At 52.9% G+C, this 26,574-nt stretch carries 27 protein-coding genes; 24 read left to right on the top strand and 3 right to left on the bottom strand.

Annotated elements, in window-relative coordinates; genetic code table 11:
• Window positions 1–217 precede the first annotated feature (217 nt).
• Window positions 218–1,504 (top strand): MFS transporter, encoded by a 1,287-nt coding sequence (locus tag P1U47_RS13655; protein WP_301029637.1) that lies wholly within the window; start codon window positions 218–220, stop codon window positions 1,502–1,504.
• A 23-nt stretch (window positions 1,505–1,527) separates the two neighbouring features.
• On the opposite strand, the gene P1U47_RS13650 is transcribed toward P1U47_RS13655, so the two are convergent.
• A complete protein-coding gene (locus P1U47_RS13650; protein WP_301029636.1) occupies window positions 1,528–2,430 on the bottom strand; it encodes a LysR family transcriptional regulator in 903 nt (300 codons plus the stop codon).
• Window positions 2,431–2,539: 109 nt separating this feature from the next.
• On the opposite strand from P1U47_RS13650, the gene P1U47_RS13645 reads away from it, so the two are divergent.
• The 3 genes from P1U47_RS13645 (at window position 2,540) to P1U47_RS13635 (ending at window position 5,585) form a co-directional block, all read left to right on the top strand.
• A complete protein-coding gene (locus P1U47_RS13645; RefSeq protein WP_301029635.1) occupies window positions 2,540–3,754 on the top strand; it encodes an MFS transporter in 1,215 nt (404 codons plus the stop codon).
• Between the two features lie 51 nt (window positions 3,755–3,805).
• On the top strand, window positions 3,806–4,858 hold the full coding sequence (locus tag P1U47_RS13640; protein WP_301029634.1) for an aldo/keto reductase: 1,053 nt from the start codon (window positions 3,806–3,808) through the stop codon (window positions 4,856–4,858).
• 247 nt (window positions 4,859–5,105) lie between these two features.
• Window positions 5,106–5,585 (top strand): response regulator, encoded by a 480-nt coding sequence (locus tag P1U47_RS13635; protein ID WP_301029633.1) that lies wholly within the window; start codon window positions 5,106–5,108, stop codon window positions 5,583–5,585.
• Between the two features lie 24 nt (window positions 5,586–5,609).
• Here the strand turns inward: P1U47_RS13635 and P1U47_RS13630 are convergent, their stop codons facing one another.
• Together P1U47_RS13630 and P1U47_RS13625 are read right to left on the bottom strand one after the other, a co-directional pair.
• On the bottom strand, window positions 5,610–6,275 hold the full coding sequence (locus tag P1U47_RS13630) for a nitroreductase (RefSeq protein WP_301029631.1): 666 nt from the start codon (window positions 6,273–6,275) through the stop codon (window positions 5,610–5,612).
• Window positions 6,276–6,468: 193 nt separating this feature from the next.
• Window positions 6,469–7,449 (bottom strand): malate dehydrogenase, encoded by a 981-nt coding sequence (locus tag P1U47_RS13625; protein ID WP_301029630.1) that lies wholly within the window; start codon window positions 7,447–7,449, stop codon window positions 6,469–6,471.
• Between the two features lie 331 nt (window positions 7,450–7,780).
• Here P1U47_RS13625 and ttcA point away from each other — a divergent pair, with 331 nt between their 5' ends.
• From ttcA to smc, 20 genes are all read left to right on the top strand, one after another.
• On the top strand, window positions 7,781–8,683 hold the full coding sequence (ttcA, locus tag P1U47_RS13620) for a tRNA 2-thiocytidine(32) synthetase TtcA (RefSeq protein WP_301029629.1): 903 nt from the start codon (window positions 7,781–7,783) through the stop codon (window positions 8,681–8,683).
• Between the two features lie 319 nt (window positions 8,684–9,002).
• A complete protein-coding gene (locus tag P1U47_RS13615) occupies window positions 9,003–9,653 on the top strand; it encodes a hypothetical protein (RefSeq protein ID WP_301029628.1) in 651 nt (216 codons plus the stop codon).
• The gene (locus P1U47_RS13610) at window positions 9,653–10,663 is read left to right on the top strand and encodes a FliG C-terminal domain-containing protein (protein ID WP_301029626.1); all 1,011 of its coding nucleotides are present in this window, start codon (window positions 9,653–9,655) and stop codon (window positions 10,661–10,663) included. The genes P1U47_RS13615 and P1U47_RS13610 overlap by 1 nt, the downstream gene beginning before the upstream one ends.
• A gap of 62 nt (window positions 10,664–10,725) precedes the next feature.
• Window positions 10,726–11,067, top strand: coding sequence for an Hpt domain-containing protein (locus tag P1U47_RS13605; RefSeq protein ID WP_301029624.1), 342 nt, complete (start codon window positions 10,726–10,728; stop codon window positions 11,065–11,067).
• Between the two features lie 138 nt (window positions 11,068–11,205).
• Window positions 11,206–12,153 (top strand): flagellar motor switch protein FliM, encoded by a 948-nt coding sequence (gene fliM, locus P1U47_RS13600; protein ID WP_301029623.1) that lies wholly within the window; start codon window positions 11,206–11,208, stop codon window positions 12,151–12,153.
• A gap of 42 nt (window positions 12,154–12,195) precedes the next feature.
• Window positions 12,196–12,627 carry a flagellar motor switch protein FliN gene (gene fliN, locus P1U47_RS13595; protein WP_301029622.1) on the top strand — a complete coding sequence of 144 codons (432 nt, stop codon included), beginning with the start codon at window positions 12,196–12,198 and terminating at the stop codon, window positions 12,625–12,627.
• Window positions 12,628–12,655: 28 nt separating this feature from the next.
• A complete protein-coding gene (locus P1U47_RS13590) occupies window positions 12,656–13,216 on the top strand; it encodes a hypothetical protein (RefSeq protein ID WP_301029620.1) in 561 nt (186 codons plus the stop codon).
• A complete protein-coding gene (locus P1U47_RS13585; RefSeq protein WP_301029618.1) occupies window positions 13,206–14,051 on the top strand; it encodes a MinD/ParA family protein in 846 nt (281 codons plus the stop codon). Before P1U47_RS13590 ends, P1U47_RS13585 begins: the two co-directional genes overlap by 11 nt.
• An 86-nt stretch (window positions 14,052–14,137) precedes the next feature.
• On the top strand, window positions 14,138–14,527 hold the full coding sequence (locus P1U47_RS13580; protein WP_301029667.1) for a response regulator: 390 nt from the start codon (window positions 14,138–14,140) through the stop codon (window positions 14,525–14,527).
• Window positions 14,528–14,650: 123 nt separating this feature from the next.
• On the top strand, window positions 14,651–15,511 hold the full coding sequence (locus P1U47_RS13575) for an Hpt domain-containing protein (protein WP_301029616.1): 861 nt from the start codon (window positions 14,651–14,653) through the stop codon (window positions 15,509–15,511).
• A gap of 42 nt (window positions 15,512–15,553) precedes the next feature.
• Complete coding sequence (ccmA, locus tag P1U47_RS13570; RefSeq protein ID WP_301029614.1) at window positions 15,554–16,297, top strand: cytochrome c biogenesis heme-transporting ATPase CcmA; 744 nt, start codon at window positions 15,554–15,556, stop codon at window positions 16,295–16,297.
• Window positions 16,297–16,983: a heme exporter protein CcmB gene (gene ccmB / locus P1U47_RS13565; RefSeq protein ID WP_301029612.1), complete on the top strand. Its 687-nt coding sequence runs from the start codon at window positions 16,297–16,299 to the stop codon at window positions 16,981–16,983. Before ccmA ends, ccmB begins: the two co-directional genes overlap by 1 nt.
• An 88-nt stretch (window positions 16,984–17,071) precedes the next feature.
• Window positions 17,072–17,827 (top strand): heme ABC transporter permease, encoded by a 756-nt coding sequence (locus tag P1U47_RS13560; protein WP_301029665.1) that lies wholly within the window; start codon window positions 17,072–17,074, stop codon window positions 17,825–17,827.
• Between the two features lie 26 nt (window positions 17,828–17,853).
• A complete protein-coding gene (gene ccmD, locus P1U47_RS13555; protein ID WP_301029611.1) occupies window positions 17,854–18,042 on the top strand; it encodes a heme exporter protein CcmD in 189 nt (62 codons plus the stop codon).
• Between the two features lie 13 nt (window positions 18,043–18,055).
• Entirely contained in the window at window positions 18,056–18,559 is a 504-nt protein-coding gene (ccmE, locus tag P1U47_RS13550; protein WP_301029664.1) for a cytochrome c maturation protein CcmE, read from the top strand.
• Complete coding sequence (locus tag P1U47_RS13545; protein WP_301029609.1) at window positions 18,556–20,544, top strand: heme lyase CcmF/NrfE family subunit; 1,989 nt, start codon at window positions 18,556–18,558, stop codon at window positions 20,542–20,544. The genes ccmE and P1U47_RS13545 overlap by 4 nt, the downstream gene beginning before the upstream one ends.
• Entirely contained in the window at window positions 20,531–21,088 is a 558-nt protein-coding gene (locus P1U47_RS13540; protein WP_301029608.1) for a DsbE family thiol:disulfide interchange protein, read from the top strand. The genes P1U47_RS13545 and P1U47_RS13540 overlap by 14 nt, the downstream gene beginning before the upstream one ends.
• On the top strand, window positions 21,085–21,588 hold the full coding sequence (locus P1U47_RS13535) for a cytochrome c-type biogenesis protein (RefSeq protein WP_301029606.1): 504 nt from the start codon (window positions 21,085–21,087) through the stop codon (window positions 21,586–21,588). Before P1U47_RS13540 ends, P1U47_RS13535 begins: the two co-directional genes overlap by 4 nt.
• Window positions 21,585–22,808, top strand: a complete 1,224-nt coding sequence (gene ccmI / locus P1U47_RS13530; RefSeq protein ID WP_301029604.1) for a c-type cytochrome biogenesis protein CcmI — start codon at window positions 21,585–21,587, stop codon at window positions 22,806–22,808. Before P1U47_RS13535 ends, ccmI begins: the two co-directional genes overlap by 4 nt.
• A 143-nt stretch (window positions 22,809–22,951) precedes the next feature.
• Entirely contained in the window at window positions 22,952–26,464 is a 3,513-nt protein-coding gene (gene smc / locus P1U47_RS13525) for a chromosome segregation protein SMC (RefSeq protein ID WP_301029603.1), read from the top strand.
• Window positions 26,465–26,574 lie beyond the last annotated feature (110 nt).

Genomic DNA, 26,574 nt, shown 5'->3' with positions numbered 1-26,574 from the left:
TTATTCTGATAGTGGTGTAGTGCTTATCAGCCTTTACTGCGCTGTGTTAACTATGGCAGCTATTGCCGAGAAAGCCGCATTTATGACGGGCAGTTTGTCACTACGGCAAGTGTTTAGTTGGTGTTGGACTATTAATGGGCGTCCAGCATGCTATAGCATATAGAAACTCTGGGCCGCCATATAGCATCGCGGTTATAGCTCCTAAGATGGACGATGAATGAGACGTTTGTTATTGCCGTTAACGGCACTGTTACTGTCTGACGCCTTACTGCTACTTGCCCACGGCATGATGCTAACCCTATTGCCACTGCGGGCTGAAATTGAGCAATTTAGCCCAACCGAGATTGGTTTTACCGCCTCCTGCTATTTTGTTGGCTTTGTGGTTAGCAGCTTGATGACCCCGCATATCGTGCGCAGGGTGGGTCATATTCGCAGTTTTGCGGTGCTGGGTTCGATTTTTTCTGCCATTGTATTTCTATTCCACGCTCTGCCAGTGGTTGAGGTGTGGCTGGTGCTGCGCTTTGTGCTGGGTTTTTGCATTTCCGGTTTGTATATGGTGATTGAGAGCTGGCTGAATGACCGCGCCACCCGCGAGACGCGGGGCACCTTGTTGTCGACCTACACCGTAATTAATTTAAGTATGATTATTTTGGGCCAGCAAATGATTAACTTTGCTGAGCCGTCGGGGCCAATGCTGTTTGGCCTTGCGGGGATACTTTTGTCGCTGGCCATTGTGCCAGTGTCGCTGACCCTGACCTTGGCGCCCGCGCCGATGCAAGTAGTGAAACTGAATTTTCGGCGTTTATGGCAGCTATCTCATGTCGGTATGGAAGGCGCGGTGTGCAGCGGTTTAATAACCGGCGCATTTTGGGCCTTGGGGCCGGTGTATGCGCGGGGTTTGGGATTAGATACTGCGCAACTGACCTTATTTATGAGCGGCGCGGTATTGGGCGGCGCCTTGTTTCAGCTGCCGCTGGGGCGATTGTCTGACCGCTACGACCGGCGGCTGGTCTTGTTTTTTACCAGCATTTTTGGCGCCGTGGTATCACTGATACTGGCCTTTATTCCCGCTAGCGGCAATTTTCTCTTGCTACTCGCGGTGCTGTGGGGCGCGTCGGCGATGACCATGTATTCCATCTGTTTAGCCCATACCTCAGACAACGCCGAACCCAGCGATTTTGTGTTAATCGGCAGCGGCATTCTGTTTATCTTTGGCGTTAGCTCGGCGCTGGGTGCGCCACTGGCCTCACTGTTAATGTCGCTGCTTGGCCCACAGGGTTTGTTTGTGTTCTCTGCACTCAGTTTGCTTGGCTTTACCTTGGGTATTGCTATTCGGCGCAAATCCCACGCGATGCCGATTGTCGATGAAACCGAACCCTTCCGCCCCGTGTCGGTGACCTCGCCGGTAATTTTTGAACTAGACCCGCGTATGGATGAAGATGCCTTGGCTGGCTCAGAGACAGACTCCGGTGGCGATATGCCGCCAGACGGGCCTGTGGTTTAGCATTTCATCGCGTAACGGCGGCGTTAAGCCCAGTTCTCTTCGGCCACTTGCTCTTCTAAAAATTGGATAAAGGCTTTAACGCGCGGGGGAACAAGACGGCGCTGGGGCATTACCGCAAAGATCGCCGTGTCCATGTGGTAGTCCGGAAGGACCACCTGCAGTTTGCCGTCGTTGAGGTCTTTATTGATGTGCCAGCTGGAGTGCAGCGAAATTCCCAAACCCGATAGCGCCGCGTCGCGCAGGGCATCGCCCAGATTACTTTCTAACCGACCTTTCACCTTAACGCTGTGTTTCTCGCCGTGCTTGTCGGTGAGTTGCCAGCGGTCTTCTACACCGTTAAATCCCGCAAGTAGCAAGCATTGGTGCTGACTCAACTCGGCCAAGGTTTGCGGCGCGCCAAGGCGAGCCAAATACGCCGGCGAGGCACACATAATGCGGCGATTGCGGGCCAAACGCCTTGCCACCAAACCGGAGTCTTGCAGTGTGCTGGTAATGCGAATCGCCAAGTCAAAACCGTCGTTAATCAGGTCGCGCTTTTCATCGGTTAAATTCAACTGCACGTGCAGGCGCGGATGTTGGGCTAAAAAGCGCGGCAGCAAGGGCGAAATATAATGGTGGCCAAAAGACACTGCGGCGGTAATGCGCAAAGTACCGCTCACTTCTTTACCTGACTGGCTTAAACCACTGGTGAGGGCTTCTAAATCTTCGATTAACGGGCGACCTTGGGTGGCCAGCTCCACGCCTTCGGGGGTGGCGCTGACCCGCCGCGTGGTGCGGTGCAATAAGCGCACACCCAAGTATTTTTCTAAACTAATCAGCCGTTTACTGGCCACCGCTGGGCTAAGGCCCAAGCTGCGCGCGGCGGCGCTGATATTGCCAGTGTCTAAAACCCGAATAAAGATGGCGATGTCGCTCAGGGTATCCATATTAATTATCAACGTTTCATTGAAAGTAAAACAATATTTACACCGCTAGTGCATCTAATACAAGGGCTCTAAGCTTGCTGCATTCTATTTCTTGTTGAGTAATGCATTGATGGCTATTTCGCGGTATATCAAAAATCCGGCGCTTTATGCGCTGGCGGTGGGGGCTTTTGGTATTGGCTCCACCGAGTTTGTGATTATGGGTTTGTTGGAACAGGTCGCCAGCGACATGCAGGTAAGTCTGCAGGCGGCGGGCTTTCTTATTTCGGGCTACGCCCTTGGGGTTGTGGTTGGTGCGCCAATATTTACCTATTTAAGTGCGCAACTGGCCCATAAGCGCACTTTGATGTTGATGATGTTGATTTTTACCGTGGGCAATTTGGTGTGCTGGTGGGCACCCAATTACGAGCTAATTTTGACGGCCAGAATCATTACCGCCTTCGCCCACGGCACCTTTTTTGGGGTGGGCTCGGTGGTTGCCACCAAAGTTGTGGCGCCCTCCCAAAAGGCCAGCGCCATTGCGTTTATATTTAGCGGTTTAACCTTGGCGACTATTTTGGGGGTGCCCGCCGGTGCGTGGCTGGGGCAGAATTTTAGCTGGCGCACGCCTTTTGCGGTGATCGCCCTGATTGGCCTTGTCGCCATGCTTATTTTGTATTTGTTTTTGCCAGCGACGAAAAATGATCAGCCCCAAGTCGGCGAAAATGCGTCCTTAATGGGTTTATTGAACCCGAATATTTTATCCAAATTGCTGATGACGGTACTGGCCTTTGCTGGTTTCTTTACCGTGTTCACCTATGTGCAAACCCTGCTGACCGAGGTGTCGGGGTTTAGCCTAGATGCGGTGTCGGCCATTTTATTGGTGGTAGGGCTGGGTATTGTGATTGGCAATACTTTTGGCGGCCGCATTGCCGATCGCCAGCCGCGCTGGGCCAATCTCATTACCCTGTCTATTTTACTGCTGTCGCTGTTGATTTTGCCGCTCACGCTGAATCAGCCGATTTTGACGGTAGTGCTTTTTGGGCTACTGGGTGCGGGGGCATTTGCCACCGTGGCGCCCCTGCAAATGAATATGCTGAATGCCGCGCAGGGCCTGCCACCGACCATGGTGTCTAGCCTGAATATTGCGGCCTTTAATTTGGGCAATGCCTTTGGCGCGTGGCTCGGTGGAGTCGTGATGAGCCAGTACCTCAGTGTTGCTTACTTGCCATGGGTGGCGGCGGTGTTAGTGCTCGTGGCGATGGTGCTCGCGGTATTTGATAGCAGAGCGTCAGTTCAAACAGTGAGCGGGCCAGATGACGCTCCGCTTGAGTGTTTGCGTATTTGAATCCATGCGCCATGCAAAATGTGAGTTTGATAAGTGCAATAGGAGAAAGTGATGAGTATATCGATAGAACAGCGGTTTTTAGGTCACTCTGGTTTTAAAGTGCCGGTATTGGGATTCGGCGCTGGTACGTTTGGCGGGCAGGGGCCATTGTTTAGCGCTTGGGGTAATTCCCAAGTGCAAGAGGCCACCAGAATAGTGGATCTTTGCCTTGAGCACGGCGTGAATTTATTCGACACCGCAGATGTGTATTCAGACGGGGAGTCGGAGCGCATTCTTGGCAAAGCCTTGGCGGGTAAGCGAGATAAGGCGATTATCTCGACCAAAATGAGTTTGCGCGTGGGGGATGGCGCCAATGAAGTTGGTGCCTCACGCCATCACCTGATTAAAGCCACCGAGCAAGCTCTGCAACGTTTGAATACCGATCATATTGACATCCTTCAGCTTCATCATTTTGACGCCCACACCCCTGTAGAAAGCGTAATGAAAACCCTGAATGACTTGGTGCAAAGCGGCAAGGTCGGCTATATCGGCGTGTCTAATTTCTCTGGCTGGCAAATCATGAAATCCCAAGCGGTGGCAGATCGCTACGGCTATCAGCGCTTTGTTGCCAACCAAGCTTATTACTCTCTTGTTGGGCGTGATTACGAATGGGAGCTGATGCCTCTTGGCTTAGATCAAGGCTTGGGGGCCATTGTGTGGAGCCCGCTAGGCTGGGGCCGACTCACCGGCAAAATGCGCCGTGGCCAGGCCTTGCCCGAGCAAAGTCGCCTCCATGAAACCAAGCAGTTTGCGCCGCCGGTGGCGGACGAACATGTTTATGACGTGGTGGACGTGCTGGAACAGATCGCCTCAGAAACGGGTAAAACCATTCCGCAAATTGCGCTTAATTGGGTGCTCAGCCGGCCCAGTGTGTCGTCGGTGTTAATTGGCGCAAGAAATGAACAGCAGCTGCTGGATAATATCGGCGCGGTGGGCTGGTCGCTGAATAGCGCGCAGTTAGCCGCCTTGAATGAGGTGAGTAAAGTCGCTGTGCCATACCCGTATTACCCCTATTGGAATGGGCAGTTTACCGAGCGCAATCGACCACCTTGTATGGCGTGTTAACAGAGTGGGCGTAGGCGTTGGCGGAATACCGTCGCGCAAATTAGGCATGCTTAAACTGAAGCTATGTGTAATTTGCATCGCAAAGTGCTAAGCAATAGGTGTTTCGTATATTTAAATGGGGGGACTTATAAATTTTATTTCGATTTTCCTTTTTAATTCAGATGGTTACGATAATGGTATGCAGTGGCTTAAAGCTTGCTCTCTTTTACTTAACTTAAGAAAGTAAATTAGACGTGATAGGTGATGTATGGAGTTTTTTGAGAAAACAGCGATGCATCTTGACGGCAGGGCGGTCAAAGTTTTGGTTGTAGAAGATAACAAAGTAGAGCGTATGCGCTTACATGCAGTATTGCAGGGCATGGGTTTAGCCGTTATTACTGCCGAAAATGCGACTGAGGCGCTACGATTTCTCAAAAAGAATTTTGTCGATATTGTACTAAGCGACTGGCGTATGCCCGGTGTGAATGGTCTCGATTTGTGTCAGCGGATTGCCGCTGACCCCACCTTTGGGCGGCCTTATTTTATAATGCTAACAGGCCAAAGTGCTGGCGCGGATTTCATTGCAGCAATGGATTCCGGTGCAGATGATTTTATAGCCAAACCTGCCTGGCGTGAGGAGTTGCGGGTGAGGCTGCAAGCTGGTATTCGGAGCTTGCAGCGCCAGCAGCCGGATAAACCTGCTGCGAATTTTGCAACAGGTTTTACTCGGGTATCAACCAAAGCATAGCAACGATGTGTAACCTGATTGGGTTTAGCTAATAAACTGCACTGTTTCGGCAAGTGGCGCGCGGTCCATAATTGCGTCATTGATGCGGGCACCAACGTCTTCGTAACCAAATGATAAGCCACAAAGAATGGCATTACCTTCGGGGATGTTGGCAATTTTTTGAACTTCGTCTGGGTAGAGGGCCAGCGCACCCTGGGCGCAGCTCGCCAAACCGTGCTCTACTAAAACCAGCATTAGGGTTTGCAGATAAATCCCAATATCCACTGCGTTGACTGCGCCCATGGTTTTTGGCATGGAGATAAAAGCAACGTGGGGAGCATCAAAGAACTCGAAGTTTTTTAGCATCAGGGCATGGCGTTTGTCTTTTTCGTGACGCTCAATGCCCATGGTGCCGTAATAAGTAAACGCACATTGGTACTGGCGATCTTTGTAGGCGCCGGCTAAATTTTGATCGCCAGGCGTGAACTCGGGGGTGGGCATTTTTCCAGCATTGATTTCGGCAAAAATCGCCGCCTGCAAATCTTTTCTGGCTTGGCCAGAAACCACAACGGTGTGCCATGGCTGGGTATTGCAGTTGGACGGCGCTAAGCTGGCGGTGGCAAATATTTTTTCCAGCAATTCTGGCGCAATGGCGTCAGGTTTAAAGCCACGAATCGAGCGACGTGCGGCAATGGCATCGGAGACATTCATTGGTGTGAGTCCTGTGACGGTAGTTTACGTGTTGGCTGTAAACAAAAGTAAAACGGTAACGCGTTTTAACCGAAGAGTCATTATTGCGCGTTAGCGAGATTGTGTTTGTTGTGCGGTTTAATGCAAAAAAGGCGGCCCCGAGAGGCCGCCTTTTTTATCTGCCTTACTAATAATAGTAAGTTATAACAAGCTGTTATGGCAGTAAGTGTTTTACGCCGTCGCGCTCTTCAGCCAGTTCTTGCTCAGAAGCTTGCATTTTTGCGCGGCTAAAGTCGTTAACTTCAACACCTTGAACAATTTCCCACTCGCCATTTTTGCAGCGGCAAGGGAAAGAGTAGATCAGGCCTTCGGCAATGCCGTAGCTGCCGTCGCTGTAAACACCCATAGAAACCCAGTCGTCGCCTTCGGTGCCCAGTGCCCAGCTGCGCACGTGGCCGATAGCGGCGTTTGCAGCAGAAGCGGCAGAAGACGCGCCACGGGCTTTGATGATGGCTGCACCGCGCTGCTGAACAGTCGGGATGAAGTCGCCTTCGAGCCATGCTTGGTCAACCAAATCACTTGCAGTCTGGCCAGAAACCTTGGCGTTAAACAGGTCTGGGTACTGAGTGGCAGAGTGGTTGCCCCAAATGGTCATGTTGGTCACGTCGTTCACAGTTTTGCCGGTTTTGATGGCAATCTGAGTCATGGCGCGGTTGTGATCCAAGCGGGTCATGGCAGTGAAGTTGCGCGGGCTGATCGACGGCGCATTGCGCTGGGCGATCAGGGCGTTGGTGTTAGCTGGGTTGCCAACAACCAATACTTTGATGTTTTTGCTGGCGTTCTGGTCAATGGCCTTGCCTTGAACAGAGAAGATTGCCGCGTTAGCTTCGAGCAGGTCTTTACGCTCCATGCCTGGGCCACGTGGACGTGCGCCAACCAGCAGGGCGTAGTCGGCATCTTTAAAGCCAACATTTGGATCGTCGGTGCAAACAACACCGGCCAATAGTGGGAATGCACAGTCTTCAAGTTCCATGCGCACGCCTTGCAGGGCGTCCATCGCTGGAGTGATGTCTAACAGGTGCAGAATTACGGGCTGATCGTCGCCCAGCATAGCGCCAGAAGCGATACGGAAAAGAAGAGCGTAGCCAATTTGGCCGGCTGCACCGGTAACGGTGACGCGAACTGCTTGTTTCATGGGGCGATTCCCTTTGTGATGAGTGGCTGAATTTTTGAGCGGGTGCGATCGGATGTGGATTACACAGTCCGACATGCACCCGTGCCGGGGTCTGGCCGTGTCCAATACACCTCGTGCCAGCAGATTTTGGCGGCCTAATGATAGTCATCTCAGCCACGGAATGCCAGTGCTGAGCCGTGGTGAGTGCTAAAAACGCCGGTTTTCGGCTGATTTTAATTGGCGCGCTGAGTAGTGTATATGGTTTCTTGGTCTTTCCATTGGCTACTTTGTAGCCGCATATCCATGGTTTCTATATAATGCGCAGCCCCAGCCCCGATTGATTTTAAGTGCTATGTCCAATTTGCCAAAGCTAGAGTTCAATAAATTGCAAAAACGCCTGCGCCGCCATGCGGGACAGGCGATTGAAGACTATAAAATGATCGAAGAGGGCGATCGGGTGATGGTGTGCCTGTCTGGTGGCAAGGACAGCTATACCATGCTGGATATTTTAATGAATCTGCAAAAGAGCGCGCCGGTAAAGTTTGAACTGGTGGCGGTCAATATGGATCAGAAACAGCCGTTCTATCCCGAGCATATTCTGCCTGAGTACCTTGACGCGCTGGGCATTGAGTATTACATCGTCAATAAAGACACCTACTCGATTGTTAAGCAAAAGATTCCTGAAGGTAAAACCACCTGCGGGCTGTGTTCGCGTTTGCGGCGTGGCACTTTGTATGCCTTTGCGGAAGAAATCGGCGCGACTAAAATTGCACTGGGTCACCACAAAGACGATATTGTGCAAACCCTGTTTTTGAACATGTTCTACGGCTCGCGGCTGTCGGGTATGCCCCCCAAACTGCTGTCAGACGACAAACGCAATATTGTGATTCGGCCGCTAGCTTACTGCCGCGAGTCAGATATCGAAGCTTTTTCTGAGTACAAGGAATTCCCCATTATTCCCTGTAACCTCTGTGGCTCACAGGAGAATTTGCAGCGCCAGAATATACGCAAAATGCTGCTGGATTGGGAAAAGGCTGACGGCAGCCGCATTGAGAAAATTTTCTCGTCTATGCAAAACATTGCCCCATCACAAATGGCGGATACCGAATTATTCGATTTTGCCAACCTCACTATTGACCGCACTGGCGAGCGCAAAGAGTATGGCTTTGATTCTAGCCAGACCATTGATTCTGGTGGTGTGCCTGAGCCGCTGTCGTCGCGCAGCGACTTTATTGAAGTAACTCAAATAAATTAGTGCTGGCGGCGGGGAGGGCATTCCTCGCCAAAGTTGTATTGCCGCTGCCGGTATCTTGCCGGCGGCTTGATTTCCTTTTTGCGTCTCCGTTCTCTCCTTTCTCTCCTTCTTTGCTTTAATGCCTAGCATGCGCTATTGGCTGGCCTAAATTCTGCAAAGGCTACAGTAGATTGATGAAATTCAACTTTGTGTTGGGTGTTTTGTCAAAAAAATGACTTCTTTGCGAGTGCTAGCGATGCGATGCAGTTGATGTGTCATTTATTTGACTTATGGCGTGCTCGTTCGCGCTGATTTGAGGTTGCGCTGTTGAGACTGTGTAGTGAGTGAGAATTTATCGACTAACAAACCGTGGTTCGCGGTGTTTACCGCGCTGCTTTTGCTTGGCGCCGGTTTGATTGGCCAGGCGCTCTGGCAGTGGCAGTTGAGTGGGGGCGGCGACTACTTTCGTACTAAGCCAATAGATAACCAAAGTCAGCGTGAGGCCTATCTTCAAGATCAAACCCTTAATTTGGCCTCGAGCCTGCTTGCCGAGCGCGATTTAAAAGTATCGGTGGTTATTGACGAGGCGGCTGCACAGGCGCGGCATGTGCTTTTACTCATCAACCGCGGCGAAGTGGATGCGGCGCTTAGTCAGGCCTTGCATGAGATGGTATGGACTGGCTTGGCCTTGCGAGAGTCTCGTGGCGACCGTGTAACTTTGCAGTTTCGGAGCTTTAGCCGCGCCCCTATAGGCATGGCGATGCTCGTTAAACAGTCGATGTTTTGGCGGGCGGCTATGGGGTTGGGTTTGGTGGTTTTGGCGACGATAGGACTGCTGATTGCTCGCGCAGGGCGTCGGCGCCGGCGTGCCAAAGCCCAGCAGTTTGAGGATTATCGTGAGCAATTACGGGCCTTGAAAACCATTGCCAACGAGGAGCCAGTGCGCATAGCTGGGGTGTTGAGTGATTGGTTAAATGGTGAAACGCAGTAATGACAGCATTAGCAACAGGGCCAGAAACAGAGCTATCGAATGCCGAGCAGGCGGCAGCATTATTAATGTCGTTAGATAAGCGCGATGCGGCGGCGGTAATGCGGGCCTTGCCGCCGCGAGATTTACACCGTTTGGCGGCGGTGATGACCACCATGTCGGCGCCCGATAGCCGCGAGTTTGCAGCAATCCTGCAGCGTTTTCACAATGACGTTAAGCGTTATTCGGGGGTTAAGGCCAGCGCCAGCGATGCGGTATTGGGGCTGTTGGAAGAAGCGCTTGGCGAGGAGCGGGCGAAGCTGTTAAGCGACCGTCTCGCCTTTCATGGTCAGGCTAAGCATATTGTTAAATTAAAGTGGCTAGATGCGGCAACCATAGCGGGCATAATTCGCCGTGAGCACCCGCAAATCCAAACAGTGGTTATTGCGTGTCTTGAATCTCTGTTGGCCAGCGAAGTGTTGCTGGAATTTGATGAGGCAAAGCGTGTCGATTTATTAGGGCGTTTGTCGGGCCTTAAATCGCTGACGCCTGCGGCGCTTGAAGAGCTAGATTGGCTGTTAGAGCAATATTTTAATGATTTGGGTCGCCCGGTTGGTCGTGCGTTATCGGGCGATACGATGGCCGCGAATTTATTAAATGAGATGGATGTGGGTGCTGAGAGCGCTTTGCTTAACGGCTTGCGGGCAAGTCAGCCAGAAAGTGCGGCCAGAGTAGAGGAGTTGATGTTTGGCTTTGCGCAAATTATGAACATGGCCGATCGCGATGTGGCGGTATTGGTGCGCCAGCTTGCGCCAGAGGTTTTGGCGCCGGCGTTGCTGGGCGTGCAGTCTGGTTTGCGTGCGCGTTTGCTCGCGAGCTTGGCTGCCGACAAACGCGCGGCACTTGCGGGAATTGAGCCGCGCTTCACTCCCGCCGAGCGAGAGTCTGCCCGCGCAGAAATTGTGAGCGTAGCCAAACAGATGGCAGCCGTGGGTGAAATAATTCTGGATGCGCGTAAAATAGATGTGTTCTAGCGTAGACCGTCCGTTACCGGAGTGCGCCGCGTTAAGCCGATATTTACAAGGACGTCATAACAATGGAAGCATTAGACTTAAGTTTATTGGATGAGCTGCGCGAATTTATGGAATCTGATGTTCATATTCTGATTCATGAATTTGAGGTTGATACTCGGGAGCGTCTACAGCTTCTTGCAAGGGCGATAGATGATCGCGACACGGAAACCCTGCGATTGGCGGCTCACAGCTTAAAAGGTGGTGCGGCGACGCTTGGCGCGGTGAGTTTGTCCCAACAGTTTCGCGGTTTGGAGTTGCGGGGTCGGGATGCCAGTTTTTCTGGTATTGAGCAGGACCTGAGTAATACCGTGCGCAGTTTTGAAGAGGCGATGGCGTCGCTTAATAAATGGTTGGCGCAGCCCTGACCGCAAAAAATGGAGCGCGTCATTTTTTTGACAGCGTTTTATTTTGTAAGTGACTGATTATTATAAAATAAATATTGGCGCAGGCCTTGCATTGTATAAGCGAATAGTCACATTCAGTGCTACGCGGTGCGCTTACAGATGGTGAAAGATTTACTCTCACAGGCCGAGATCGATGCCTTGTTGGCTAATGTCCAAACTCAGGATTTGCGTCCTGACAGCGATGTGGTGCCAGCTCGACGCTTTGATTTGGCTAGCCGCCAGCAAATTAAAAAGCGCCGTTTACCCGGTTTAGAACAAATTAATAAACGCTTTGCTGAGCGCTTTCGCGACAGTATTTCTGATGTTCTTGGGCAGGGCGTAGATGTTGTTGCGCTAGAGCTGCAATTTTTACCTTATAGTGAATACCTGCATTCCCTCTACGTACCCACCAGTTTAAATTTAATGCGTGTGCATCCTTTTAAAGGCGCCGCTATGTTGGTGTTTGATGCGCGTTTGGTGTTTCGCTTGGTTGATATGTTTTTTGGTGGTAGCGGTGCGCAGGGAAGTGCAGATGGTCGCGAATTTAGTCCGGTGGAGCGTCGTGTGATTGGGCGCTTGGTTCACCGCGCGCACAGTGATTATCAAAAGGCGTGGCAGCTGGCGGCAGAAGTGCAGTGCGAGGCTATTGGGGTAGAAGTTAATCCCGCGATGGCGGCGATTGCCGCGCAGGCCGAAACCGTCGTATTGTGCCGCTTTCAAATAGAGCTAGAAGGCGGCGGTGGCGGTGAGTTTCATATTACTCTGCCGCAAACAATGCTCGAGCCGATGCGCGATATATTGGCTAACAGTGAGTCGGCAGGCCAGGGCGTAGACGATCCCGTTTGGCAGGCGGCATTGCGAGAGTCGGTGCTGGATTTGCGGGTGCCTACGCGTTGCACGATTGCCGAGCCGACCGTTAGCCTGCGAGACGTGGCAAGTATGAAGGTGGGCGACATTATTCCTTTGGGTGTCGCCCAGCGCTCGGTGCTTAAAGCGGGTGGCGTTGCAATGGCCAAGGCGAGCCTAGGTGTAACCAATGGTCAGTTAGCATTGAAAATAATCGAATGATGACACGACGAGCAGTGCGTGATTGGGGTAGGGACAGGTGTTATGGATAATCAAGAAGAGCTGCGTCGCCAGCGTCGTGCGTTGAAGGAAGAGATAGAAGCCGCGGATCGCAATGCCTTTCAAGATGCTGGTGTTTTTAAAGAGAGCGGCGCTTTTCAGGAGCGTGAGGCGTTTCAAGATGCAAGCGGGCGGTTACGCGATCGCAGTCCCGCCGCGCCGGATTTGGAAATGGTGCTGGATATTCCTGTGCGCATTACCCTTGAGGTGGGCGGCACCGATATGCCGATTAGAGAACTGCTGCAATTGCACCAGGGCGCAATTGTCGAGCTGGATCGCCAGGCGGGCGATCCCCTCGATGTTTTAGTTAATGGGACATTAATTGCGCGGGGCGAGGTTGTGGTGGTAGAAGATAAACTCGGTATCCGTTTAACCGAAGTGGTTAGCCCAGCTGAACGGCTGCAGTCATTGCGATGAATGCAGGGACGAGTGCGGAGTTAATGACGTGAAGCATCGCTTGGTTTTTCTCAGCAAAACACCGGCGCAATTGCGTGAAATTGCCGATATGTTAGACCAGCCCCACTTGAGCGGTTGGCGCTGGCGTGTGGTGAGTAAACATATTGCCGATGTGCAGCGCTTGGGGGTGCCGGTAGCGTCGGCATTGCTGCTCAGTAATTTGTGGGGTCGGGCGTGGCGTGGTGGCTTTTGGGGCTTGATGTTGGGCTGCTTATTAGTTTTGATCTTTACCTCTGCGTTTGGCTTGGAAGACGGCTTGGCGCGGTCGATTCTCAATTTTTCGCTGCCAATCAGTTTTTTGTGTTTTGGTGCATGGGAAGGCGGCTTTGTGGGTTTGACCGAAGATAACCCAGATCTCTGCGCCTTTCAGTCTTATGTAGACGACGGCCGCTTGGTATTGCTCGTAGATGTACACGATATCGATCAGCGCTTGGTCAAAAAAATTATGGGTATGTGCAACGCAGAACAAATTGCCGATTATTCGCGATTATTGCCGGGCTTTCCTTGGCGGCAGCGCGACCTCGCTGGGGCGCATTCGGGTGAGCACTAAGGCGATACAAGTCATTGCGGTAAGCGGTGGCAAGGGCGGCGTGGGCAAGAGCAATGTTTCGATTAACCTTAGTGTTGCCCTTGCCGAGGCGGGCAAGCGGGTAGTAATACTGGATGCCGACTTTGGTTTGGCTAATATTGATGTGTTACTGGGATTAAACACCACTAAAACGATAGAAGATGTACTGGCGGGCAGTTGTTCACTGCAGGATGTAATGTTAACGGGGCCAGCGGGTATTAAAGTAATTCCCGCTTCGTCGGGTACCCGTCGGCTCACCAAACTGACGAGTTTGGAGCACGCCGGATTAATTCACGCGTTTAGTGATATTGCCGATCAGCTTGATGTGCTGATAGTCGATACCGCGGCGGGAATATCGGATTCTGTTGTTAATTTTGTAAGCGCGGCGCACGAGGTGTTGCTGGTGGTGTGCAATGAGCCAACGTCGATGACCGATGCCTACGCGATGATTAAATTATTGAATCGTGATTTTGGTCGCACCCGCTTTCGGGTTTTAGCTAATATGGTGGCCGACGAGCGCGAGGGCCGACAGTTGTTTGAGTCCTTGAATACCGTGTGCCGACAGTTTATTAACGTGGCGCTTATTTATGCCGGCGCGATTCCCTTTGATCAACAGTTGCGCGATGCGGTGCGCCAGCGCACACCGGTTATGGTCGCAGCGCCGAGTAGCCGTTCTGCACGCGCTTTGCGCGAGTTAAGCGCCAAAGTTCTGGACTGGCCACTACCTAATCGGCTTGAAGGTCATTTATTGTTTTTTGTTGAGCAATTGCTGGCGGCCAATACGTTACGGCCAGCCGCTGCGGAGCAGGATTCGTGAGCGATCAATTTAAAGACGGTTTATCCTCCCCCAACCCGTTTAATCATAGCCACGACGCGCAGGACCCCGTATCGACCCACACGTTCGTGCGCAGTGAGATGCGGATATTGGTGGTAGAGGACTTTTCGACCATGCGGCGTATTATCCGCAATTTGCTGGGTGATTTGGGTTATCGCTATATTAGCGAAGCCGACGATGGCTTGGCTGCTTTGCCAATGCTACATAACCAGCACTTTGATTTTGTTATTACCGATTTATTAATGCCTCATATGTCGGGTTTGGAGCTGCTGCGCGCCATTCGTGCCGACCGCAAGCTTTGTCATATTCCGGTTTTGATTATTACTGCCGACGCTAAACGCGAGCAAATCATCGAAGCCGCTCAGGCGGGGGTGAATGGCTATATTGTTAAGCCTTTTACCGCGGCGATGCTAGAAAGTAAAATACTGCGAATATTTAGCCGGCTTGGCGGCGAATAAGCACAATTTAGTCGCTATCTGTTGGGTTTGTGACCGAGCTTGCAGTACCGATGCCGGTATTTTCAGATAATAATAAAAATATATTCCCAGTGCCTGCGTGGCGCAATCAGTAGTGAGAACTCGGTGAACAGAAACGAACATGAAGGGATTTTGGCGATTTTTTTGGCGGAAGCCGAAGAAATTGTCCAGCGCCTTTCCGAGCAATTGGCTGAATTGCATTATGGCTATGACGGTCAGCGCATCCTCGACGACATTCATCGCGGTTTCCACACCTTATATGGCGGCGCTGCGGTACTTGAGTTAAGCGAGCTGGCAGAGTGTGCCCAGCTGTCTGAACGGTTAATGGAGCGCCTGCGAACTCGGCGCTTGTCCTTGAGCCCCAGCGCGGTTTCCTTAATCTTAAGCGCAGTTGAAGTTATTGAGGTAATGCTGGCGCGGCGGATAAATCACCAGCCCCCCGAGCCGCTCAGTGCCAATTTAAAGTTGCGGCTTATGCGCGCGGCAGAAGAGGGCTATAAAGCAGATAATGCGGCGCCAGCGACACGCCCGTCGGTAGATTCAATGGGGCTGTTTTTCGACGGCCGTTTACAGCCGCGTAAGCCTGAGCGTGTAGCTGATCGAGACCTTGCGGGGGCTAAGCCTGAGGCCGACGGGCAGATTACAGATGACGAATTTGAAAACCTACTCGACAGCCTCTACGGCAAGGGCCGCGGGCCAACGCCGCGGCCGGATAGCAGGGTGCACTCGGCAGATGCCGGCGAACTTGCTCTTGAGGCGGTAGTGCGTCCGCTGCAGCGCAGTGCTGTGGCGCGGTCTAGCAATGACGAAGGCAATATTGATAATTTGGTTCAGGAGCTGAGCTGGGTGCGCAATCGTTTGCTGCGTTTCCAAGGGCTTGAGCAAAGTGCCGAGTTGGACAAAGCGCTGTCGTACCTCGATTTGGTTACCCAAGATATGGAAGCTTGGCTGGCTGGGCGCAAGTAGGTCAGCTAAAACCAGTGCGCGCCACCGGCTAATAACTGCATTTTGAGTCGGGCTAATCTACTTTTTGACGCTAATTTCCCCTCTGCTTCGTATATACTTGGCGGCGTTTTAATTGATGCTGAGGCTGGCTATTGGCAGTCGCTAACGGGAGTGATTTTGGCAGAACAGGGGTTGGAGGTAAGGCAGCTCTACAGTGAGCGGGATGACCGCGTGCTGTTTGCCGACCTGTGCTTTACATTAAATGCTGGGGACGTGCTGCAAATTGCCGGCCCCAATGGCAGTGGTAAAACCAGCCTACTCAGAATTTTAGCCGGTCTCTCCAGTCGTTATGAGGGTGATATTTTTTGGCAGTCGCACTCCTTAGATCAGCAGCGCGCCGCCTATCTGGAGCAATTACTCTATATTGGCCACGGCGCAGGTATTAAAGCGGCGTTGAGCCCCCTTGAAAATTTACGCTGGTCCTGCGCGCTGCGCGGCCTAAAACAAAGCGATGAAACCATTTTTCAGGCCTTGACCAAGGTGGGTTTGCAGGGGTTTGAGCAGCAGCCTTGCTACAGCCTGTCTGCCGGCCAGCAGCGCCGGGTTAATTTGGCGCGATTATTCTGTATTCCCGCGCAATTGTGGATCTTAGATGAACCCTTTACTGCCATTGATCAGCGCGGCGTGGCTGAAATCGAGCTTTGGATCAGTGATTTTGCCAACGCTGGTGGCGCGGTGTTATTAACCACCCACCACCCCTTGGCAATGCAGCGTCCGCTGCGGGTCATCGATTTGGGGGCGTTTTGATGGCCTCTGCAGGCGTGTCTAGTTTAGTTGTAGCGGTTTTGCGCAGAGACCTGAGTGCGGCGGCGCGGCGCGGCAGTGAGTGGTCTAATCCGCTGGTATTCTTCATCATGGTCTGCGCGCTGTTCCCACTCGGCATTGGCCCCCAGCCCGAGCGTTTGGCCGAATTGGCGCCAGGTATTTTATGGGTAGTTGCGCTATTGGCTTCGCTATTGGCCAGCGACAGTGTGTTTCGCGGCGATTACGACGATGCGACCCTCGAGCAAATGTTGTTAAGTCATCAGCCTCTCTACCCCCAAGTTATTGCCAAAACCATTGCGCATTGGCTATTAAGCGGCTTGCCCCTCAGTTTGTTGTCGCCATTATTAGGCGTGCTCCTGCATTTGCCGATGGCGGGGATGGGCGCGCTGATGGCGAGCTTGGCGTTGGGCAGCGCGGTGCTGAGTTTTATTGGCGCGATTGGCGCGGCATTAACGGTGGGGCTGCGCAAAGGCGGTTTATTATTGTCACTGATCATTTTACCCCTGTATATTCCGGTGCTGATCTTTGGCAGTAGCGCCGTTAAGGCCGCAGTTGAGGCTGGGCCATACCTTCCTCAGTTGGCAATGTTAGGTGTGTTTTTTCTACTGGCACTGGCGCTGGCGCCGCTGGCAATATGCGGCGCGCTGCGGATTAGTGTCGACCAATAGTTGCGCAGGGCTTCTGATATACTGCCGCGCGGTGATTATTTAGCTGGCAGCCACTTGGCTTTAGCGAAGAGAGAGAAGAGTTTTGTCGATTTGGACTACGTTTCACAAATGGGGCTCGCCGCGTTGGTTTTACCAGTTTAGTGGTCGCTTGCTGCCGTATTTGGCCGGCTTGTCGCTGCTGTTATTAATTGGTGGGGCGGTGTGGGGCTTGGCCTTGGTGCCCGCCGATTATAAACAGGGTAATAGCTTCCGGATTATTTATATTCATGTGCCGGCCTCGGCAGTGGCCATGGGCGCGTATATGACCATGGCCATAGCCGGCGCGATTCATTTGATTTGGCGCATGAAATTGGCGGCCATGGTAATGAAGGCCATCGCGCCAATCGGCGCCTCGCTAACGTTTCTTGCGCTGCTTACTGGCGCGGTGTGGGGCAAACCTACCTGGGGTACGTGGTGGGTGTGGGACGCACGAATTACCTCAGTACTCATTTTATTTTTTTTGTATTTGGGTGTAATGGCCCTGCACCAAGCCTTTGATAATCGCGACGCGGCGGCTAAGGCCTGTGCGGTATTAGTGATTGTTGGCGCAGTGAATATTCCGATTATTTATTGGTCGGTAGAATGGTGGTATAGCCTGCACCAGCCCGCGAGTATCCGTTTTATAGGTGAGTCTACAATTCACCCGAGCATGTTGCGGCCGCTGATGGCGACGCTGTCGGGGATGTACTTGTTCTTTGCCTGGGCAATGCTGTTGTTTACCCGCGCCGAAATTCTCGACCGCGAACGCAATACCCGCTGGGTGCAAGACCTTGTGTGTGGCGTGCAGGAACAGGGTGTAAAGTGATGGCGAACAAGTGACGGAGACAAATTATGTATTTTGACAGCCTTGGCGATTTTTTGGCCATGGATGGCCACGGACCCTATGTGTGGTTTTGCTACGGCGTGACCGCTGTGGTCTTAGGTGGCTTGCTTTGGGAGGCGCGCCGTCGCCGCCAAAGTGCCGAACAAGCCGTGCGTACTGTGGTGCGTCGCAAGCAGGCAAGTACTGGTAAAGAGTAAAAAAATTATGGCTATGCATCCCCAGCGCAAACAGCGTCTTTTGATTATTGTTTTTATTTTGGTGGTCGCGGGTTTAGCCGCCGGCTTACTCGGCTATGCGCTGAAAGAAAACATCAATTTGTTCTACCCCCCAGCCGAGATTGTGTCTGGCAAAGCGCCGGTGGGTAAAGCGATTCGCGCCGGCGGTATGGTGCAGAAAGGCAGCGTGCAGCGGGCCAGCGACAGTTTGAAAATTCGTTTTGTGGTAACGGATTACTCGGCGGTAGTGACTGTTGAATACGAGGGCATTCTGCCCGACTTGTTTGCCGAGGGCGAGGGCGTGGTGGTGTCGGGTAAATTGGCTGAAGACGGCGTTTTTTACGCCACCGAAGTCTTGGCTAAACACGATGAAAAGTATATGCCACCGGAGGTGAGCGCGGCCTTAGAAGACTCTGCCGCCAAGCGTGACATGGAGGGCGCGAGCACTGCTGAGCAAAACATAAACGACCCTGCACCAGCAGAGAAGGCCGGCCTGTGATAGTCGAACTAGGGCATTTTTCATTAATACTGGGTTTTTGTTTTGCTTTAGTACTCGCTATTTTGCCGCTGTGGGGCGTGCAGCGAGGCGATCAATTGGCGATGGCCGCAGCGCGCCATCTCAGCTTTGCTCAGTGTGTGTTTACCACTATTGCAACCGGTTGCTTGGTTTACGCTTTTATGACTGATGATTTTTCGGTGGATATTGTTGCGGCCCAGTCTAATTCACTGCTTCCGCCCGCCTATAAATTTAGCGCGCTGTGGGGCGGTCATGAAGGTTCGCTGCTGCTGTGGCTAGAAATCCTTACCCTGTGGACGGTGGCCGTCGCAATTTTCTCTCGGCAACTGCCCCGCGATATTCTCGCCCGCGTATTGGCGGTAATGGGCATGATTGCGGTGGGCTTTTTTAGCTTCTCGCTGTTTACCTCAAACCCCTTTGCTCGGCATTTACTTAATATTCCCAGCGACGGCCAAGATTTAAATCCCCTTTTGCAAGACCCTGGCATGGTGATTCATCCGCCGATGCTCTATGTGGGCTATGTTGGCTTTTCAGTGGCCTTCGCCTTTGCTATTGCGGCGTTGCTCAGTGGTCGTATGGATGCCAGCTGGGCGCGCTGGTCGCGGCCATGGACGAACACCGCGTGGTTGTTTTTAACCGTGGGTATCGCGCTGGGCAGTTGGTGGGCGTATTACGAGCTGGGCTGGGGCGGTTGGTGGTTTTGGGACCCAGTGGAAAACGCCTCGTTTATGCCGTGGCTGGTCGGCACCGCGCTAATTCATTCGCTTGCCGTAACAGAGAAGCGCGGCGTATTTAAAAGCTGGACTTTATTGTTGGCGATTTTTGCTTTCTCTCTGAGTTTACTCGGCACATTCTTGGTTCGCTCGGGGGTATTAACCTCGGTACACGCGTTTGCTGCCGACCCCACGCGGGGCATGTTCATACTGGCATTCTTGTTTTTGGTGGTGGGCGGCTCACTCACTTTATATGCCCTGAAGGCCCCCGCCAACCGCTCTGCGCCGAGCTTTGGTTGGCTGTCGCGGGAAGCGCTACTACTAGCCAATAATATTGTGCTTTTAGTCGCGGCAATGACCGTGCTCTTGGGTACCTTGTTCCCGCTCATTATGGACTTTGCGGGCCTTGGCAAATACTCGGTGGGGCCGCCGTATTTCAACGCGATATTTGTGCCGCTAATGTGTTTGTTAGCGCTGTTGGTTGGCATTGGCCCCTCGTCACAGTGGAAGCGCACCAGCGCCCAACGCTGGTGGCGGGCACTGCTTGGGGCCTTTCTTAGCAGCGTGCTAATCGCACTGATTTTGCCAACGTGGTTTGCCGGTCATTTTCAGTTCAGCGCCACCATTGGGGTGTTGCTCACCGCGTGGATCGTGCTGAGCAGTCTCGCCAATTTACGTAATAAAACCCGCAATGCACCGTCGTTGCTAAAAGGCTTACGGCGCTTGACCCCGTCCTATTACGGTATGTTGCTCGCCCATATTGGTTTTGCCGCCAGTGTGCTGGGCGTGGCAATGGTGGTGAGCTTTAATGACGAGCGCGATATTCGCATGCATGTTGGCGAGCGTGCCGCTGGGGGCTCAGGCTATGAAGTGAGCTTTGATGGCGTGCAAGCCATTACCGGACCAAATTACCAGGGCCAGCGAGGCAGTTTTTCGCTGTGGGAAAATGGCGAAGTTATTGCCGAAATGCACCCTGAAAAGCGCCGGTATCACGCGCGCAGTAGCCAAGTTATGACTGAGGCGGCAATTGATGCCAGCTTGCTTCGCGATGTGTATATCGCTCTGGGCGAGCCGGTGGGCAGCGATGCGTGGGCGGTGCGTATTCATGTTAAGCCCTTTATCCGCTTTATTTGGCTGGGTGCTATTTTAATGGCGCTGGGCGGTTTGTTGGCAATCTGCGATAAACGCTATCGCGGCGCCGCGCCCCGCGATGCTGGGGTGAATGAGGTAGGAGTGAATGATGCAAAGGTTTAAATTATTTATTCCACTACTGGTATTTGTTGCCCTTGCGGCCGTGTTCTTTGGGGTAGAGCGTAAAATTCAAGGTGGTGATTACGCGCCCACCGATTTGCCCTCTGCGCTGCTGAATCAGCCCTTGCCAGTATTCTCTTTGCCAGCCTTAGACGATGGCAGAATACTCACCAATAGCGATATTCAAGGCGAGTGGTTTTTGCTCAATGTGTGGGCAACGTGGTGTCCGACCTGTCATTACGAACATCCCTTTCTTGTAAGCCTCGCCGAGCAGGGTGTGACTATTTATAGCGTGGACTACAAAGATGAGGCCGCCGCCGCTAGGCGCTGGTTGGCAGAGAAGGGCAACCCCTATAAAGCGACAATATTTGATGCGGCTGGCAGCTTTGGCCTCGATTTAGGGGTGACTGGTGCGCCAGAAACCTATTTGGTCGACGGCGAAGGCATTGTTCGGTTTCGCTATCAAGGTGCGCTGGAACAAAAGGTTTGGGATCGGAATTTTGCGCCGTTGATTGCCAAATTGCCGGTGCTTGGGGCGGGCCAATGAGGAATCTATTTCTAATAAGCTGTTTATTTTTGATGAGCCTCAGCGCCAATGCGGTGATTGAAACTTATCAGTTTGATACCGACGTTCAACGTGCCCGCTACCAGCATTTTATTGAGGAGCTGCGCTGTCCTAAATGCCAGAACCAGAATCTTTCTGGTTCCGATTCGGCCATTGCCGAAGACTTACGCCGCCAGATTCACCGCATGATTATGGATGATAAATCAGACATTGAAATCACCCAGTATATGGTGGCGCGCTACGGTGACTTTATTCTCTACCGGCCTCAGTTTAATTCCTCTACAGCGGTATTGTGGCTGTCGCCAATCGCCTTGCTGTTGATTGGCTTATTGGTGTGGTGGCGAATGTGGAGCAAGCGCGCGCGGCCAAGCGCGACTGCATCAGCTGAGCTAACACCGGCAGAGCAACAGCAATTGCAGGACTTGCTCAGCGAGCGAGATGAACTCGATACCAAGACAGACAGTGAGGGGCGCAGCCAGTGAGTGATTTGTACTTGGGCATTGCGCTATTGCTAACGATTGCGCTGTTGTTTTTATACCTGCCCGCCCGCCGTCAGCCCCAGCGGCCGGCCGACAGCCAGCTGCATCGCGGTGCCCAGCGCCGTTTTTATCAGCAGCGTCAAACAGAATTAAGCGCCGATCGCGATGCGGGTTTGATCGATAGCGAGCAGTATGTGGAGCTGGAGCGGGAATTAGATCGGCAGTTGATGGCCGAGTCAGCGACCAACGCCGAGGGCAAGCAAGGACGTCGAAATTACTGGTTGATCTTGGCTCTCGGGCTTGCGATTCCGCTGGTGGCGCTATTTTTATACAGCCAATTCGGTTATCGCCAAGATTTACAGCTGCGCAATTTACAAAGCGAGATTATTGAAGAGGGGATGACCGAGGCGCGCTGGCGGCGTTACCAAGACATCGTTGCCGATATTCTGGCGCAGCGCCCAAGCAGTGGCGAGCACTTGGTCATGATGGCCACGTTGTTCCGCCAGCAGGGTGATTTTGCGGGGGCGCTGCCTTATTACGAGCGTCTAGCAACTGTCTATCCCGATGATGCCGATGTGCTGGGCCAGCTGGCACAGGCACGCTATCTTGTGAATGACCGTGTGGTCGATGCAGAAACGCAGCTATTGTTGGATCGCGCGCTGGCAATAAACCCTCAGCAGGCCACCGCTTTGGGGGTGTTGGGCATTAACGCCTTTGCTGCTGCGCGCTATGTTGAGGCTTTGGGCTATTGGCAGCGCTTATTAACTGGGCTGCCGCCTAACTCTGCGGAAGCTGGAATCATTGCCGGCGGTGTTGCGGAGGCGAAGCGCCGTGCTATCACAGCGGGTGATCTCCAGGGTTTGGCGGTGACCGTCACGATGAATTCCGATTTGGGTGAAGTGCCTGATGGCGTACTATTTGTGGTGGCCAAGAGTAGCGATGGCACTCCTATGCCCGTGGCGGCAACGCGTTTACCGCTGTCGGGGGGCAGTGATGGGCCGGCGTGGCCGCTGACCCTGTATTTAACCGACAGCGATGTGATTCGCCAAGGCAAGGTGCTAGCGGATTTTCCAGAGTTAATTGTGTCGGCACATATTAGTTTGGCGGGCACTGCGATCCGTCGTGCCGGAGACTGGCTGGCCGAACCCATTCAAATAACCCAGAGCGGCGATAAATCGCGGCAAATAGAGTTAAATATCAATGGGATTCAGGGCGCCAAGTAGAAATTGCGCTAAAGTCGGAATTTCTACTGTTAGTCCCCGCTGCGACAGCTATAATCGCGCTTTGCGCAAATTTATCCTGCGCTTGCCACAAAACGATAACAACACCCTAATCGGCAAGGGCAATATGGCTTGGTTATTGGTTTATGCGTCTTAAAAGTATTAAGTTGGCGGGGTTTAAATCTTTTGTAGACCCGACAACCGTTCATTTTCCCACCAATTTGTCGGCGGTTGTCGGCCCCAATGGCTGTGGAAAATCGAATATTATTGATGCCGTGCGCTGGGTAATGGGCGAAAGTTCGGCCAAAAATCTCCGCGGCGAATCGATGACCGACGTTATCTTCAATGGCTCGGTCAATCGCAAACCGGTTGGACAAGCCACTATAGAGCTGGTTTTTGACAACACCGACAAAAAATTAGGCGGCGAATACGCGGCTTACAATGAAATTGCTATTCGCCGTAAAGTGACCCGCGAAGCGGTGTCGGAATACTACCTAAACGGCAGTAAATGCCGGCGCCGCGATATTACCGATATTTTCTTGGGCACCGGCCTTGGCCCGCGCAGTTACGCAATTATTGAACAGGGCATGATCTCGCGGCTGATTGAGTCCAAGCCGGAAGAACTGCGGGTGTTTATCGAAGAAGCGGCCGGCATTTCTAAATACAAGGAGCGCCGCCGTGAAACCGAAAGTCGCATGCGCCGCACCCAAGAAAACTTAGAGCGCCTCACTGATTTACGCGATGAATTAGAGCGCCAGTTGCAGCATTTGCAGCGTCAGGCGGCCTCGGCGGAAAAATACACCGAATTTAAACAAGAAGAGCGGCTGCTTAAAGCCCAGCTGCAGGTTTTGCAGTGGAAGGCGCTCGACATCCAAGTTAGTGGAAAAGAGCAGGAAATAAACCGCTTAGAGCTCGACCGCGAAGCCATTGTCACCGAACAGGTGGGTTTAAATACGGGGATTGAACAGGCCCGTGATCAGCACAGCCAGCTAAATGACACCTTCAATGAAGTGCAGGGCCGTTTTTACAGCATTGGTACTGAAATCGCTCGCGCCGAGCAGACAATTCAGCACCAGCAGGAGCGCCGTCGGCAATTAGACGCCGACCTTCAGCAGGTGGCTGGCAATGTTTTGGAAACCACTCGTCATCTTGACAGTGATCGCGAAAAAATTGCCCTGTGGGAAGAAGAAATCGGCGAGATAGAGCCAGAACTAGAATTGACTGAGGCCGCCGAAGAGAGTGCCAGCGAGGCCTTGGCCGCCGCCGAAGAGGCCATGCAATCTTGGCAGCAGCGCTGGGATGAGTTTAACCACACTGCGGCCGGGCCACGCCAGCGCGCCGAGGTAGAGCAGTCGCGAATTCAGCATCTGGAACTCAGTTTGCAGCGTTTGCAGGAGCGGGTAGAAAAGCTCGACCATGAGCGCAAGAGCTTGACGGTAGCGGATGTTGACGAAGACATTGAGCTGCTCCAGCAGGAAGTCGCTGAAGTGGAGCTGGAGGAGTCGGCTGCCCAAGAGCGCCACGCCCAGCTTTTGCCGCAAATTAGTGAATGCCGCGACCGGATTAAACAGGCCAATGATGAGCTGGATCGCGGTCGCAGCGAGCTGCAGAGCATGCGCGGCCGCACAGCGTCGCTAGAAGCGTTGCAACAAGCGGCGCTGGGCCAGGGCGACAAAGCCACGAGTCAGTGGCTGGCGAGTCACGGCCTTGATACTAAAGCGCGTTTGGCTGAGCAGTTGCAGGTGGAAGACGGCTGGCAGCTGGCGGTAGAAACCGTGTTGGCAGACCAGCTGCAAGCGCTATGCGTCGAGTCCCTCGATGGTGTTGCTGATTTGCTCAGCGGCTTTGCCGAGGGCAGTGTTGCCTTTGTTGAAACTCAGGGCGGAGCCCATAAAACTTCACCGGTCAGTTCGGTAGCCTCGTTGGCCGATAAGGTCAGTGGTAACGAGTTGCTGTCTGGTGTTTTGGCGACCGTTAAATTGGCTGGCGACCTAAATGAAGCATTGGCCCTGCGCGCCAGCTTAGCGGCCCATGAATCGGTGATTACCCCCGATGGTTTGTGGTTGGGTGGCAACTGGCTGCGGGTAAGTCGCGGCAATACCGCGCAAGGCGGGGTGTTACAGCGCCAGCAAGACTTGCAGGAACTGCGTGAGGCAATGTCTGCGAGTGAGGCCCGAGTTGGCGAAATTGTTGGTAACCTCGACAGCGACCGCGAGTTATTAAAAACCCTCGAGCAAGAGCGGGAAGCCGTTAACCGCGCAGTGCAGCAGTTCAACCGCCAGCTTAGTGAATTGCGCTCTAAACTTGGCGCACAGCAAGCGCGAGTAGAGCAGTTAAGCGCGCGGCGCCAGCAGCTAGAGGGCGATGGCCGAGAGTTGCGCAACCAATTTGCCATGGAGCAGGAGTCTGTTGCCGAGGCGCGAATGACCTTGCAAGAGGCCATCGAAGCCATGGAGCAAGACTCCGGCAAGCGTGAACTGCTACTTGGCGAGCGCGATAATAACCGCAGTGCACTCGATGCGGCGCGGCAAACCGCGCGTCAGTCTAAGGATCACTCCCATCAATTGGCGATGCGTCACCAGTCGCTGCGCACCCAGCGCGACTCAATACTGCAAAACATTGGTCGCACCGAAGAGCAGCTTGCCCAATTGCAGGAGCGCCGTGAGCAATTGGCGCTGAGCATGGAAGATAACGATGCGCCCATCGATGATTTAAAAATTGAGCTGGAGGCGCGGCTTGAACAGCGTCTCGCAGTGGAAGAAGAGCTGGCGGAGGCGCGCCGAGCGCTGGAAGTGGTAGACCATCAGCTGCGCGAAAACGAGCAAAAGCGCCATGGTATTGAGCAGCGCTTACAAGCAGTGCGAAGCCGCTTAGAACAGGCGCGGGTCGATAATCAGGGCCTGCAAGTGCGCCGCAAAGGCTTGCAAGATCAGCTGCAAGAAGCCCAGTTCGACTTGCAGGCTGTGCTTGATAGTTTACCTGAAGCCGCAAATGAGGCGGCATGGCTAGAGTCTTTAGAACAAGTCGGGCGTCGCATTGCCCGTTTGGGGCCGATTAACCTCGCGGCAATAGAAGAGTATAAGCAGCAGTCTGAGCGCAAAAACTATTTAGATGCCCAGAACGCCGATTTGGTCCAAGCGCTAGAAACCTTAGAGGCTGCAATTCGCAGGATTGATAAGGAAACCCGCAATCGCTTTAAAGATACTTTTGATCGCGTGAATGCCGGTTTACAAGACCTCTTTCCAAAGGTGTTTGGTGGCGGTAGCGCCTCCTTGGAAATGACCGGCGATGATCTGCTCAACACCGGTATTTCGATTATGGCGCGGCCGCCAGGCAAGCGGAACAGCACCATTCATTTGCTGTCGGGTGGCGAGAAAGCACTAACAGCCATTGCTTTGGTATTCTCCATTTTCAGATTGAATCCCGCACCGTTCTGTATGCTTGACGAGGTTGATGCGCCACTTGATGACGCCAACGTTGGTCGCTATTCGCGGATGGTGAAAGAGATGTCTTCTGAAGTGCAGTTTATTTATATTAGCCACAATAAAATTGCGATGGAAATGGCCCACCAATTGATGGGGGTAACCATGCACGAGCCAGGTGTGTCACGCTTGGTTTCGGTAGACTTAGAAAAAGCAGCAGAAATGGCTGCAATGTAGTTTGGCGCGGCACTTGGCGCTATGCTTGCGGGCTTAAACTGCGAAAATCTGGAAATTTAGTAAACCGCGTGGAACAATAGCGACAGAATTTTATCTAACGCCACAGCGAG

The organism is Zhongshania sp., assembly GCF_029212375.1.
Taxonomy (GTDB): Bacteria; Pseudomonadota; Gammaproteobacteria; order Pseudomonadales; family Spongiibacteraceae; genus Spongiibacter.
Note: the sequence above shows the minus strand (reverse complement) of the source record. Positions and strands in the feature narration are given on the sequence as shown.